Raw genomic sequence first — 13,143 nt, 5'->3', positions numbered from 1 at the left:
ACCATAAATAACCAGTATTTTTCTTTTGTAGACTAAATCTTTGTCATTTGTGTTGTTTTGATTTTTGCTCCTTAAGTTGGCATGAAATTTGCTTTATTGGTGCATGAATTGAATTAATCTCCCTGTTTTGGCGCGAAAATGATTCGATGAATAGGCGTAATTGTCATCTTTGTTGCTTATTTTTATCTTATCCATCAGCAAAATGAATGTTATTTTTCATGCATTCCGTCTGAAAAAGGATTATGTTGAAAAGATACTCAATGATATTTTGCTCTATAAAGCTGCTTAGCTTGCGGAGTAAATCAGACAGTCACGCACAGCAGAATTTTGATTGTTTAATAGCCTATCGGGCTTAGTGAAAAGAAGGGTACGCTATGCACATGCCATCGCCTAATAATGTAGCTCCCGCTCAAGGTTTATACCAACCGGATGAGTTTAAAGATAACTGTGGTTTCGGTTTGATCGCCCATATGCAGGGTGATGCCAGTCATGATCTGGTCAAGACCGCAATTCATAGTCTAAGTTGTATGACCCACCGTGGCGGTATTGCTGCTGATGGCAAGACCGGTGATGGTTGTGGTCTATTGCTGGCAATGCCTAAAGAATTCTTCCGTGAAGAAGCCAAACGCTTAAGTGACATTACCTTAAGTGAGATTTTTGCTGTGGGTACAGTATTCCTGAATCTGGATCCAGCATTAGCCGCACATGCAAAACAAGTCCTGACCAAAGAAATTGAAGAAGAAGGCTGTCGCGTTATCGCATGGCGTGTTGTACCGACGAATAATGATGCGCTTGGTGAGATTGCAATGCAGTCTCTGCCGGCTTTTGAGCAGGTGATTGTTAACTGCCCAATCGGTGTAACTGAAGTTGAATTCAACCGTAAATTGTTCCTTGCACGTCGTCGTGCTGAACAGCAGTTAACTAGTGATCCATACTTCTATGTGACGACCTTATGCTCAACTGTAATCAGCTATAAAGGTCTGATGATGCCGGCAGCGATTGCTGACTTCTATACTGATCTGGCTGATGAACGTCTGGCATCACATATCGTGGTTTTCCATCAACGTTTCTCTACCAATACATTGCCACGCTGGCCATTGGCTCAGCCATTCCGTTACCTTGCCCACAATGGTGAGATTAACACTATTACGGCTAACCGTAACTGGGCAATGGCGCGTACACCTAAATTTGAAAACCCATTACTGCCAGGTCTGACTGAGCTGAATCCAATCGTAAACCGTACTGGTTCAGATTCATCTAGTCTGGATAACATGCTGGAAATCCTCGTGGGTGGTGGTATGGATCTGTTCCGTGCGCTACGTATGCTGGTTCCACCTGCTTGGCAAAACGTTGAAACGCTTGATGCTGATTTACGTGCATTCTATGAGTTCAACTCTAAACATATGGAAGCATGGGATGGCCCTGCTGGTTTAGTTATCCAAGACGGTCGTCATGCGATCTGTATGCTGGATCGTAACGGCTTGCGTCCGGCACGTTGGGTCATCACTAAAAATGGCTACATCACACTGGCGTCAGAAATCGGTGTATGGGGTTATGAACCTGAAGATGTCATTTCTAAAGGACGTGTGGGTCCTGGCCAAATGCTGGTGATCGATACTTATACCGGTAAAGTATTAGATACTCAGGATGTGAATAATCACCTGAAACGTATGCGTCCGTACCGTGAATGGTTACGTGAAAATGCTGTACGTCTACAAGGTAGCCCTGAGCTGGAAGAATATCTATGTGAGCGAGGCTTGAAAGGTGACAACCTGAAAGCGGCACAGAAAATGTTCATGGTGACTTTCGAGGAACGTGACCAGTTACTGCGTCCAATCGCTGAAAGCGGTCAGGAAGCTGTGGGTTCTATGGGTGATGATACCCCGATGGCGGTTCTGTCACGTCAGGTGCGTCATGTATCAGACTATTTCCGTCAGCAGTTCGCTCAGGTAACGAATCCGCCAATCGATCCATTACGTGAATCGATTGTAATGTCACTAGAAACCTGTTTAGGTCGTGAACAAAACGTTTTCGAACAGGGTCCAGAACATGCAGACCGTCTGATTATTTCAAGTCCGGTTCTGTCTAATTCAAAAATGCATCAGATCCGTACGCTAGGCCGTACAGGTTATGAGATTGCGGATATTGATCTGAACTATGCTGAAACTGAAGGCTTAGAAGCTGCGATTGCTCGTATTTGCGAAGAATCAGCGCAAGCGATTCGTGACGGCAAAACTTTATTGGTACTTTCAGACAAGAAAATTCGTGAAGGTTTCTTGCCAGCCAATGCTGTGATGGTCACTGGTGCAGTACACCATCATTTGATCAATACTGGTCTGCGTACTGATGCGAACCTGATTGTTGAAACCGGTTTTGCACGTGATCCACATCAATTTGCCGTTCTACTTGGCTTTGGTGCGACAGCAATTTATCCGTACCTGGCATATGACGTGATCAATGATCTGGTGGCTAAAGGTGAATTGCTGGGTGATCCGGTATATGCGCAAAACAATTTCCGTAAGGGTATTGAAAAAGGCTTGCTGAAAGTCCTGTCTAAGATGGGTATTTCAACTGTGGCTTCTTATCGTGGCGGTCAGTTATTTGAAGCAGTCGGTTTATCCAATGAAGTTGTGAACAAATGCTTCGTAGGTGTTCCGAGCCGTATTCAAGGTGCAACTTTTGCTGATCTTGAAAATGACCAGAGGCAACTGGCAGATTTAGCCTGGAAAAACCGTAAGCCAATCGATCAGGGCGGTATGCTGAAATTTGTCTTCGGCAAGGAATACCATGCGTTTAACCCGGATGTGATTAACTCACTGCATAAAGCAGTACGTTCTGGTAATTATGCGGACTTTAAAGAATATGCAGAGCTGGTAAACAATCGTCCCATTGCAACCATTCGTGACTTATTCAAGCTGAAAACTGACAACTCAATTCCAGTGGATCAGGTTGAGTCTGTAGAAGATATTCTGCCTCGCTTTGACTCTGCGGGTATGTCTTTGGGTGCGTTATCTCCTGAAGCACATGAAGCGATTGCGATTGCCATGAACACCATTGGCGGTCGTTCTAACTCTGGTGAGGGCGGTGAAGATCCAGCCCGTTATGGCACCATCCGTAACTCGAAAATCAAACAGATTGCATCCGGACGTTTTGGTGTAACTCCAGCGTACTTAACATCAGCAGAAGTACTGCAAATTAAAGTAGCTCAAGGTGCAAAACCAGGTGAAGGTGGTCAGTTGCCAGGTGGTAAAGTGAATGGCTTGATTGCCCGTTTACGTTATTCAGTTCCAGGTGTGACCCTGATTTCACCACCACCACACCATGATATCTATTCGATCGAAGATTTATCGCAGTTGATCTTTGACTTGAAACAGGTCAATCCGCAAGCGATGGTATCGGTGAAACTGGTATCTGAACCGGGTGTAGGTACGATTGCAGCAGGTGTGGCAAAAGCTTATGCCGATTTTATTACCATTTCTGGTTATGACGGTGGTACAGCAGCATCTCCATTATCCTCGATTCACCATGCGGGTTCTCCATGGGAATTAGGTTTAAGTGAAGCGCATCAAGCACTTCGTGTAAACGACCTGCGTGGCAAAGTACGCGTTCAAACTGATGGTGGTTTAAAAACTGGTCTGGACGTCGTAAAAGCTGCGATCTTGGGTGCAGAAAGCTTCGGCTTCGGTTCAACACCAATGATTGCCTTAGGTTGTAAATACCTGCGTATTTGTCACTTGAATAACTGTGCGACCGGTGTTGCGACTCAGCAGGATCATCTGCGTCAAGAGCACTACATCGGCGAACCACAAATGCTGATCAATTTCTTCACTTTCATTGCTGAAGAAACACGTGAATGGTTGGCGGCACTTGGCGTATCTAGCCTGAAAGACCTGATTGGTCGTACAGATTTGCTGGAAATCCTGCCAGGTGAAACTGACAAACATGCTCACCTTGATCTGAGCAAACTGCTAGAGTCACATCCAGCAGCAGAAGGCAAAGCACAGTACTGTGAAGTACAGGGTAATGAACCGTTCGATAAAGGTATTCTGGCTGAGAAGATGGTAGAAGAAATTCTTCCAGCAATCGAAGCAGGTACAGGTGGTGAATACAGCTTTACCGTAGGTAACTGTGACCGTTCGATTGGTGCGCGTCTGTCAGGTGAAATTGCCAAACGTTATGGCAACCTGAGTATGGAAGCACATCCGGTTAAAGTAAATCTGACTGGTACAGCGGGTCAGTCACTCGGTGTCTGGAATGCCGGTGGTCTGCATCTGAAACTGGAAGGTGATGCGAACGACTACGTGGGTAAAGGTATGGCAGGTGGTCGTATCTCGATTTTCCCACCGAAAGGTTCGCCATTCCAGACTCAAAATACTGCGATCATTGGTAATACCTGTCTGTATGGTGCGACTGGTGGTAAATTGTTTGCTGCAGGTACTGCGGGTGAACGTTTTGCAGTTCGTAACTCTGGTGCCTTTGCTGTGATTGAGGGTGCAGGCGATCACTGCTGTGAATATATGACTGGCGGTATTGTGACTGTCCTAGGTAAAGTAGGTCATAACTTCGGTGCAGGTATGACCGGTGGTTTTGCTTATGTATTGGACCTGGACAATGATTTTGTAGATCATTACAACCATGAGTTGATTGAACTGAACCGTATCTCAACTGAAGCGATGGAAGAACATCAGACCTTTTTGCTTCGCATTTTAGATGAACATATTGCAGAAACAGGTAGTGCTTGGGCGTACAAGATCCGCCATGAGTTTGATTTCTATAGTCGTAAGTTCTGGCTGGTAAAACCAAAAGCAGCTAACTTATTGACCTTGTTGAAAACAACTCAAGCTGATCCACAATAATTCCACTACTGCAGATATAGGCAGACCTAAGGTAATGCGAATAAAGCCTTGGGTCTACCCACGGAGAGAGAGATGGCAGAGCGCCTAAATAATGACTTTCAATTCCTGGATGTCGCACGCCAAGATCCAGAGAAAAAAGAGATTGACGTCCGCAAAGCAGAATTTGTGGAAATTTATAAACCTTTCACAACAGAAGTGGCTGCAAATCAGTCACATCGTTGTCTAGGTTGTGGTAACCCGTACTGTGAATGGAAATGTCCGGTTCATAACTACATCCCAAACTGGTTGAAGTTACTGGCAGAAGGCCGTATTTTCCAGGCAGCAGAACTGTGTCACCAAACCAATACTTTGCCAGAAGTCTGTGGTCGTGTTTGTCCCCAAGACCGTCTGTGTGAAGGTGCTTGTACCTTAAATGATGGTTTTGGTGCAGTCACCATTGGTAATGCTGAAAAATATATTAATGACACTGCTTTCGCTTTAGGCTGGCGTCCAGATATGTCTCATGTGAAATGGACTGACAAGAAAGTTGCCATCATTGGTGCGGGTCCTGCCGGTCTAGGTTGTGCTGATATTCTGGTACGTAATGGTGTGAAGCCAGTTGTATTTGATAAACGTCCTGAAATTGGTGGTCTGCTGACTTTCGGTATCCCAGAATTCAAGATGGAAAAAGACGTGATGAAACGCCGACGTGAAATTTTCACGGGTATGGGTGTTGAATTCCGTCTGAATACTGAAATTGGTACCGATGTTACTATCGACCAGTTACTCGCTGACTATGATGCTGTCTTTATGGGTATGGGAACATACACTTATATGAAAGGTGGCTTTGCTGGTGAAGATCTGGATGGTGTATATGATGCACTGGATTTCCTGATTGCTAACGTGAACCGTTGCCAGGGGTGGGAAAAAGATCCATCCGAATACATCAGCGTTGAAGGCAAAAAAGTGATTGTCTTGGGTGGTGGTGATACCGCGATGGACTGTAACCGTACTTCAATCCGTCAAGGTGCTGAGTCAGTGGTTTGTGCTTATCGTCGTGATGAAGCGAACATGCCGGGTTCACGTCGTGAAGTAAAAAATGCGCGTGAAGAAGGTGTGGAATTCCAGTTCAACCGTCAACCTATCGAAATCGTGGGTGAAAATGGCAAAGTGACTGGCGTAAAAGTGGTAACGACTCAACTGGGTCAACCAGACAGCCGTGGCCGCCGTAGTCCGGAACCAATTCCAGGTTCAGAAGAAATTCTGCCTGCAGATGCGGTATTGTTGGCATTTGGTTTCCGTACTAGCCCTGCAGACTGGTTTACTGACGTAGAAATTAACCTGGATGGTTCGGGTCGCGTACTTGCAGCTGAACAACAGCAATACAAATTCCAGACTTCAAATCCAAAAATCTTTGCTGGTGGCGACATGGTCCGTGGTTCTGACCTGGTGGTGACTGCGATCTGGGAAGGTCGTCAGGCTGCAGAAGGTATTCTCGATTATCTTGATATTTAATCTAATTTAATCATCTATTTAAAAAAAACCCGCTACGGCGGGTTTTTTTATTTTTCTTTGTTTTGAATATTTGGTTAGCTTAATCCTATGAGCTTATAAAATATGAATTTGAACTTATAGATATATCCAATATTAATTCGTAGCTCTGAAGCAGAACAGAAGGAATAAAAACGATAAAAGTAAAAAATTATAAAAATTAACAAAAACTAGGAAAAATATGTTTAAAATCAAATTAATTAAATAAATATCAATAAAGAATTGAGGATAAAAGATGATCCCTGTATTAAAAAAATCTTTCATTGCTCTGATGTTAGCCAGTACCCTGACGCTTACAGGTTGTGGCTATAACACCTTACAAGTCAAGGATGAGGCAGTAACTGCGGCATGGTCTGAAGTGCAGAACCAGTATCAGCGCCGTGCTGACTTGGTGCCGAATCTGGTGAATGTGGTAAAAGGCTATGCAGCGCATGAAGAGCAGGTATTGACTGAAGTGACTCAGGCACGCGCCAATGTAGCAGGTTTGAAAGTTGATCGTGAAGTGCTGGAAGATCCTGAACTGTTCCAGCGCTATCAGGAAGCACAGGCACAAATGACCAGTGCCTTGTCACGTCTACTGGCAGTAACTGAAAATTATCCTGATCTGAAAGCCAACGAGCAGTTCCGCGATCTGCAGGTACAACTTGAAGGTACTGAAAACCGTATTGCAGTAGCACGTAACCGCTATATTACCACTGTACAAGATTTCAACTCTTATGCACGTCAGTTCCCGCAGGTGATGACGGCTAAAGTGATTGGAATGGATACCAAGCCAAACTTTAGTGCAGAGCAGAGTGCGCAACAGGCACCTAAGGTTTCATTTGACTAAGCTTGATCTTGGGTAATCACTAATAAGGTGGCTGCAATGATGCATATAAGCGCTGTAAAACTTTATATAGGTCTATTTCTCAGCCTCATTATGAGCCTGATGAATCCTGCCTGGAGTGAAACAGCAACGGCAACTGATACAGAAGAAGTCATTGTTGCACGTGAAATTTTGCAGCCTAAAAAGAATACTACGGATCAAAATGTAGAATCAGCCGCTACAGCTCCGCAGCCAAAAATTGCCAATGATATGGCAGAAGGTCAGGTTCAGCGCGACTTGCCCAGCATGAATGAGCCAGTCATTGATCAGGCAAATTTATTGACAGCGGCAGAAAAACAGCAACTTAGTCAAAGAATTATCAATCTTTATCAGGCGGGTAAGGCTCAGATTGGCGTAGTAATTGTCCCTACCACGGGCCAGGAAGATATTTTTGACTATTCCATGCGTGTGGCAGATCGCTGGCAACTGGGATCAAAAGAACACGATAATGGCCTGTTAATGACCATTGCGGTAAATGACCATCGTATCCAGATTTTAACTGGATATGGGTTAGAAGGCGTTCTGCCAGATATTGTGGCTGGACGGATTATTAATAACAAAATTACACCTTTGTTTAAGCAGGGTCAGTATGCACAAGGGATAGATGCTGGGCTGGCAGAAATCGAGCGTATTCTAAATCTGGATCCTGAAATTGCAGCTCAAGCAGCAGCTGAGCTTAAAGAACGTCAGGAACAGGCTTATCAAGCGCAGCAAGCATCTCAAGCGACTTTTGGTTCGGTTATTTTCATTATCGTTGCTGGTGTTATTGGTTCCATGATCTTTGGCAGGAAGCTGAGTGCGGCCACTGCCGCAGTGGCTGGAACTGCAGCTGGGTTGGTCAATGGAATGGGATTGATCGCTAGCCTATTAATTGGTGCTGGAGTTTTCTTTTTACTCGTGACCTCACTTGCTCAGTTGATCCTGCATGCTTTCATGGCAGGTGGAGGTCGTGGCGGTAGTAATGGGCGTGGCGGTTTTGGAGGCGGCGGCTTCGGTGGAGGCGGCGGTGGTTTTGGTGGGGGAGGAGCATCAGGCTCATGGTAACAACTACAGATACAACAGATATTGTCACGCAGCCTAAGCTGGAAGAGCATGCCCAACCAAGTTTTAAGCGCTGGCTTAAGCACTTCTTTTATATGCCTGCAACCAAGCGGTTTTTCTCCAAGCAGGATCAGCATGCGATTGCATTAGCTGTAGAAGAAGCAGAGCATGGGCATGTGGGGGAAATTCAGGTCGTGATTGAAGGATCTCTACCTTCTCGTTCTGCTTATTACCAAGATACGCTGTGTCGTGCCCGACAACTTTTTGCTGAATTGGGTGTGTGGGATACAGAGCATAATAGTGGCGTGCTTTTATATTTAAACCTCTGTGATCATAAAGTAGAAATTGTGATTGATCGAGGAATTAAACAGGCAACCACCCAAGATGTATGGGATCAGATTTGTGAAAATATTATTCAGCAGTTGAAGCAACAGAAGTATAAGAATGGGGTGATTTTGGGTATTAAGCAGATTGGAGAAATTTTAAATCACTACTATGATCGAAAAATAGATGATTTAAACAATGAATTGGGGAATAAACCAATCATACTGGGGTGACTTTAGTTAACTAATTGACAATTTTTGTCAGTTAGTTGCACAAAAGAACACACAAAGATTACAAAAATAAAAATATTTTTTTAAATTGCTGTTTTTTCTCTCAATTTTATTATAATAAAACTTGGCACACTTAGTGCTAAATATAAAATTAAGCTAAATGAGCTTTTTCTTTAGGCTTATAAATAAACAAAAACATTTGTGGAGAATGTTATGAATACAGTACAAAAGGGTTTTACCCTTATTGATACTCCATAAGTGTCCATATAAAATGAACAATCCATAAGTAAGTCAATATGGACATAAAAATAATAAATTTGATATGAAGAATCAATATTATCTTTTTCTACTTTTTTCGATCTCCGTTTTTACTCATGCTCAAGAACTAGACTTAATTCAATATTCAAATATTTCATCAATTCCTCAAATTGTTTTGCATCCAAAAATCCAAACAGAACTTCAAACATTGTTAAAGCATGATTATCTAAAATTTCAATCTAATTTCGATAATTACTCAGCGCCCTATTTACTAAAAACAGATGAGGCTCTGTATTATGAAGGTCGGTCTGGAAGCAGTTTAGATGCTTCATCAGCGATTGTGTTTAAAGATGGGCGATTGTTTGCTGCCATTTATTATTCTACAACCAAGACATTAAAATATTTTAGTAATGATGCGAGTTGTTCAGAACAGTTATATCCTGCGATTCAAGTTTTTGCTCAGCAGCGTGAAATTCAAAATATTGAGTATGTGACAGCAAAAGCGGATAGCACTTTAAAATATCATCTTGGTTTGCCTGCTCAATGTGAGGCTTATATAGAAAAACTAAAGAAAGGAAAATCTAAACCAAGATGAAAAATCTATAATGGCTCAATGGAAATATACCCATACCACCAGTTAAAACACATTTTTTCTATTTTTAAAATATCTAGGACGGCACTTTGCAACATTCCAGATACTCATTTTTATTTAGTAGATGATACGGGCATTATATAACCAATGCTATAAATAACTTGCACAAATTATGTTGTGTAACGTATGTAACAAGTTGAAATTTTTAAAAAATAGGATAACTAAAAATGCAACCGACTGAATTAAAACAATTACCAGACTGGTTATTAGAACAGTTACCCCAAATAACTGAACCAGCAATTTTATCACTGCGAGATACTAAACTTGTCGTCACTTACCCTGATCGTATGGAAGCAATTCACGAAAGCTTAAAAGACGTACAACACCAGATCCATCATGTCAAACCTACAGATTTACAGATTCTACCAGAGGTTTATCAATATTTTGGTGAGGATAAAGAGAATGGTTGCCTATTTTTTAAAACCTCTGAGCATCTTTCTAGTGGTTTGTTTTCCTACACCGATCAAAATAAATTTGAGCATTTACAATCTGCTTTACAGACTGCCTTTGAAAATGAGCAAGCATATCTCGCAAATCCAACGGACTTTTTAACTGCCTATCATTTTATTGATACACACCCAGCTTTTTGGACGGTTATTGGCGATGTACCATCATGGCATTGGAATACATGGGGGCATTGCCAAAATGTTTATCACGGCGCATATAATGATGAAGATGATGGGAAATTAGTGATTTATTTAGAGACTGGCTCACATCTCAATAAAGTAGAAGATGGTGGTAAATTATACCAAGAGCATTATCATGATTATCGTTTAGATGTTTGGGCAGATACGTTTGAACTGGCGTTTATCAAGTTGGCGGCAATGGTGTATAAGTTTTTTGACCATCAAGGTGTTGAGCGTCCAGATGTGCCACATATAAAACCAGCATGGGTTCTGGAGCTTGATGAACGAATTGCAGAATTTAAAAAAATGGAAAGATGAGGGGCTGTGAGTATTCACTATTAGGGGGGCGTCCACGAGTTGTTAAAGTATGTCGTTTAAAACATCTGCCAGCTTTTGACCATTCTTACGATCAATTAAACGTGCTGACATACCAAATTCATTTGGACCACTGTAATCAGCTAAAATTGTATCTCCAATAAACAAAATGTCTTTGGCATGACATTGTAATTTATCAATTAAATATTGATAAATTTGTGACTCTGGTTTAATTGCTCCAACCTCATAACTCCAAGCATAAGCATCAAGAGAAGGTAAAAATGAAGAAACAACTTTTCCATATGGCATAGCTAAGTTTGAGCATAATGCCAATCTGAATCCCAATTTTTTTAATTCTTCCAAAGTTGATAGCGTATCTTCATATAAAATAATAGATTGTATTTCTTCGTCTAAATCATGCGCAAGTTCTTGTAGTAATTGCTCTGGAATATTTATCCCTAGCAACTTTATAAGTTCAGTAAAACTTAAATTTTGAGACATAATAAATTTGGCATCATCAGGTTTTGGCTGTCGACCATTTTCCTTAAGCCATTTCATTAATTTTCTATATGGGGAGCGTCTTTCCCCTATCTTCACAAGTGTGCCAAATACGTCAAAAACAATGACTGAAGGCTCCATATGGCCTGCTTTTATAAATGATTCCATATTTTTACAACCAATTAAATTGAATTTTACTTTTTGTTGAGATTACCATAAGAGACATTGCTATAAAAAATTAAGGGAGATATTTGATATCTCCCTTTGATTATTTTATTCACTGAAATTTGCAAACATAATTTTTGGAAAATTTTTCATGAAGTGGCGTCTAACATGATTGAAGTCACTGAGATCATGTTGATTTTTTTCAAAATAATTCACCCAGGCTAAAGTCGCATCTTGGTCATTTAAGTTGGGATTAACATTCAGAAACAAAGCTAAATCAAATGTACGGTCAATATTAAACTCTTTGATTAGAGCAATAGCAGTTGAGCGGACTTCTTCTGAAACAGAGAATTTTGGAGAAAAATAGTTATTCATAGCTGAACTCGCATAGAAATTATATAATGATATACAGAAAGGTTGACTTGTTTCCCTATGAAACAAAATAACCTACTATAGGTTAAATTATCATGCTAAAGATTATTTATCAAGTTAAATTAACCTGCCATAGGTTAATTTTTTAATTTAAAGGTTGTTATGATTAGATGTAGGTTGTCAAATTTGATGGGTGAGCGAAAAATTTTAAAGTTAAGTGAGGTAGCTCAGGCGACTGGTATTAATCGCAATACACTAACAAGCCTTTACTATGACCGAGCAATACGAATTGAACTTTCAGTCGCTGATACATTGTGCAAATATTTTAATTGCAATATGCAGGATTTATTTGAATATACCAATGGTTAACACATCACTACATGGGGTGATGTGCTGAAAGTTGTGATGATTTCATAAATTAGTCTTCATCTATAGTTTTTTAGAAAGGGCATTAATGGCAATAGAGGATGTTTGATCCCAGTCATGCCATACGTCTAAAAAGTCCTTTCGAACGTTATTAGAATCAGTTGCATTCCAAAAGGCTTCCCACCAAATACTTGTGTGCTCTTTTTTTAATAGGGCTAATGGGTGCTCTTCGCACGTTAGAATTTTTTCAAATAATTCATTATTAATTAAGTAGGCATTTGTTCTTGTTAGATATTTTGTAGATTTATATAGTTGTGAACATAGGCGAGCAAAACTTTCTAACATATTTTGTCCACCCACTCCATTGTACGTAGAAACGTGAATATTGGTAGTTAGCACTTCGACACGCCAGTCTTGTAATACTTTAATGATAAGGAGATTGCCCTCTTCAGATATATTTCTAACAAGAATGATTTTCTGAGCCTCAATCTCCTGTTTGGAAACAGGATCAACATGAGAAAACAGAGAATTGATGTTTGAATCTACATTATTTTCGATCTGCCAGTTAGAGGATAGAATGGGATGCCCATCTCCGTGTATCAACCAATCCTGATCAATATATAAATAGGCTGCAATTTTTTCTAACTCAGTAAAAGAAGGTTCTTGTTTGGCTTGTAGCCAATTTAGAAAAACTTCAGCATTTTCATACTTACATATTTGAGCAATGTGTGAGTATTTTACTGCATTCATTTTGAAGCTATTAATTAGATTTAGGCTATGAGCAAGTCTTTCAGCAACTTCTACTTTTCGGTCAATTATTTGATAGTGTGCAAGTTTTAAATTTTTCGGGTTTGTTTCAGGGGGAGTAACAAAGTGAAAGCTTTTTTCCAAGCGGTCAACTATCTCTGCATTCATTGAGCGTTTTTCTTGATTTGCAACTTCTTCAATTTTTTGTTTTAGGTCACTTGGGAGACGAATTTTCAGTTGAGCATCTTGTAATATTAACATAATTAATACAATCCATTATTGACTACATTATGGGAAA

At 40.9% G+C, this 13,143-nt stretch carries 11 protein-coding genes; 8 read left to right on the top strand and 3 right to left on the bottom strand.

Annotated elements, in window-relative coordinates:
- The first annotated feature begins 380 nt into the window (after positions 1–380).
- The 7 genes from gltB to O4M77_RS12925 all read left to right on the top strand — a co-directional run bounded on the left by gltB (position 381) and on the right by O4M77_RS12925 (position 10,700).
- The gene (gltB, locus tag O4M77_RS12955) at positions 381–4,856 is read left to right on the top strand and encodes a glutamate synthase large subunit (protein ID WP_323713545.1); all 4,476 of its coding nucleotides are present in this window, start codon (positions 381–383) and stop codon (positions 4,854–4,856) included.
- Between the two features lie 72 nt (positions 4,857–4,928).
- Positions 4,929–6,350 carry an FAD-dependent oxidoreductase gene (locus O4M77_RS12950; protein WP_180025542.1) on the top strand — a complete coding sequence of 474 codons (1,422 nt, stop codon included), beginning with the start codon at positions 4,929–4,931 and terminating at the stop codon, positions 6,348–6,350.
- Between the two features lie 271 nt (positions 6,351–6,621).
- On the top strand, positions 6,622–7,215 hold the full coding sequence (locus O4M77_RS12945) for a LemA family protein (protein ID WP_004787108.1): 594 nt from the start codon (positions 6,622–6,624) through the stop codon (positions 7,213–7,215).
- Positions 7,216–7,251: 36 nt separating this feature from the next.
- A complete protein-coding gene (locus O4M77_RS12940) occupies positions 7,252–8,295 on the top strand; it encodes a TPM domain-containing protein (RefSeq protein WP_416359234.1) in 1,044 nt (347 codons plus the stop codon).
- Positions 8,289–8,849, top strand: a complete 561-nt coding sequence (locus tag O4M77_RS12935; RefSeq protein ID WP_323713544.1) for a TPM domain-containing protein — start codon at positions 8,289–8,291, stop codon at positions 8,847–8,849. Before O4M77_RS12940 ends, O4M77_RS12935 begins: the two co-directional genes overlap by 7 nt.
- 319 nt (positions 8,850–9,168) lie before the next feature.
- Positions 9,169–9,699, top strand: a complete 531-nt coding sequence (locus O4M77_RS12930) for a hypothetical protein (protein WP_242757033.1) — start codon at positions 9,169–9,171, stop codon at positions 9,697–9,699.
- 224 nt (positions 9,700–9,923) lie between these two features.
- A complete protein-coding gene (locus O4M77_RS12925) occupies positions 9,924–10,700 on the top strand; it encodes a hypothetical protein (protein ID WP_227560706.1) in 777 nt (258 codons plus the stop codon).
- Positions 10,701–10,742: 42 nt separating this feature from the next.
- On the opposite strand, the gene O4M77_RS12920 is transcribed toward O4M77_RS12925, so the two are convergent.
- Entirely contained in the window at positions 10,743–11,363 is a 621-nt protein-coding gene (locus tag O4M77_RS12920; protein ID WP_242757031.1) for an HAD family hydrolase, read from the bottom strand.
- Positions 11,364–11,468: 105 nt separating this feature from the next.
- Positions 11,469–11,735, bottom strand: a complete 267-nt coding sequence (locus O4M77_RS12915) for a hypothetical protein (RefSeq protein WP_178319230.1) — start codon at positions 11,733–11,735, stop codon at positions 11,469–11,471.
- Between the two features lie 159 nt (positions 11,736–11,894).
- On the opposite strand from O4M77_RS12915, the gene O4M77_RS12910 reads away from it, so the two are divergent.
- Positions 11,895–12,101, top strand: coding sequence for a helix-turn-helix domain-containing protein (locus tag O4M77_RS12910; RefSeq protein WP_004281170.1), 207 nt, complete (start codon positions 11,895–11,897; stop codon positions 12,099–12,101).
- A 60-nt stretch (positions 12,102–12,161) separates the two neighbouring features.
- On the opposite strand, the gene O4M77_RS12905 is transcribed toward O4M77_RS12910, so the two are convergent.
- Positions 12,162–13,106, bottom strand: coding sequence for an Arc family DNA-binding protein (locus O4M77_RS12905; RefSeq protein ID WP_323713543.1), 945 nt, complete (start codon positions 13,104–13,106; stop codon positions 12,162–12,164).
- Positions 13,107–13,143: the final 37 nt, after the last annotated feature.

The sequence above is a fragment of the Acinetobacter sp. YWS30-1 genome, assembly GCF_033558715.1.
Taxonomy (GTDB): Bacteria; Pseudomonadota; Gammaproteobacteria; order Pseudomonadales; family Moraxellaceae; genus Acinetobacter.
This window is presented reverse-complemented; position numbering and strand designations above follow the sequence as displayed.

What these genes read in the sequence shown, in the direction of transcription:
- O4M77_RS12920 (WP_242757031.1), bottom strand. Translation starts at nt 11,363, where the DNA reads ATGGAATCATTTATAAAAGCAGGCCATATGGAGCCTTCAGTCATTGTT.
- O4M77_RS12950 (WP_180025542.1), top strand. Translation starts at nt 4,929, where the DNA reads ATGGCAGAGCGCCTAAATAATGACTTTCAATTCCTGGATGTCGCACGC.
- O4M77_RS12905 (WP_323713543.1), bottom strand. Translation starts at nt 13,106, where the DNA reads ATGTTAATATTACAAGATGCTCAACTGAAAATTCGTCTCCCAAGTGAC.
- O4M77_RS12915 (WP_178319230.1), bottom strand. Translation starts at nt 11,735, where the DNA reads ATGAATAACTATTTTTCTCCAAAATTCTCTGTTTCAGAAGAAGTCCGC.
- O4M77_RS12910 (WP_004281170.1), top strand. Translation starts at nt 11,895, where the DNA reads ATGATTAGATGTAGGTTGTCAAATTTGATGGGTGAGCGAAAAATTTTA.
- O4M77_RS12925 (WP_227560706.1), top strand. Translation starts at nt 9,924, where the DNA reads ATGCAACCGACTGAATTAAAACAATTACCAGACTGGTTATTAGAACAG.
- O4M77_RS12930 (WP_242757033.1), top strand. Translation starts at nt 9,169, where the DNA reads ATGAAGAATCAATATTATCTTTTTCTACTTTTTTCGATCTCCGTTTTT.
- gltB (WP_323713545.1), top strand. Translation starts at nt 381, where the DNA reads ATGCCATCGCCTAATAATGTAGCTCCCGCTCAAGGTTTATACCAACCG.
- O4M77_RS12940 (WP_416359234.1), top strand. Translation starts at nt 7,252, where the DNA reads ATGATGCATATAAGCGCTGTAAAACTTTATATAGGTCTATTTCTCAGC.
- O4M77_RS12935 (WP_323713544.1), top strand. Translation starts at nt 8,289, where the DNA reads ATGGTAACAACTACAGATACAACAGATATTGTCACGCAGCCTAAGCTG.
- O4M77_RS12945 (WP_004787108.1), top strand. Translation starts at nt 6,622, where the DNA reads ATGATCCCTGTATTAAAAAAATCTTTCATTGCTCTGATGTTAGCCAGT.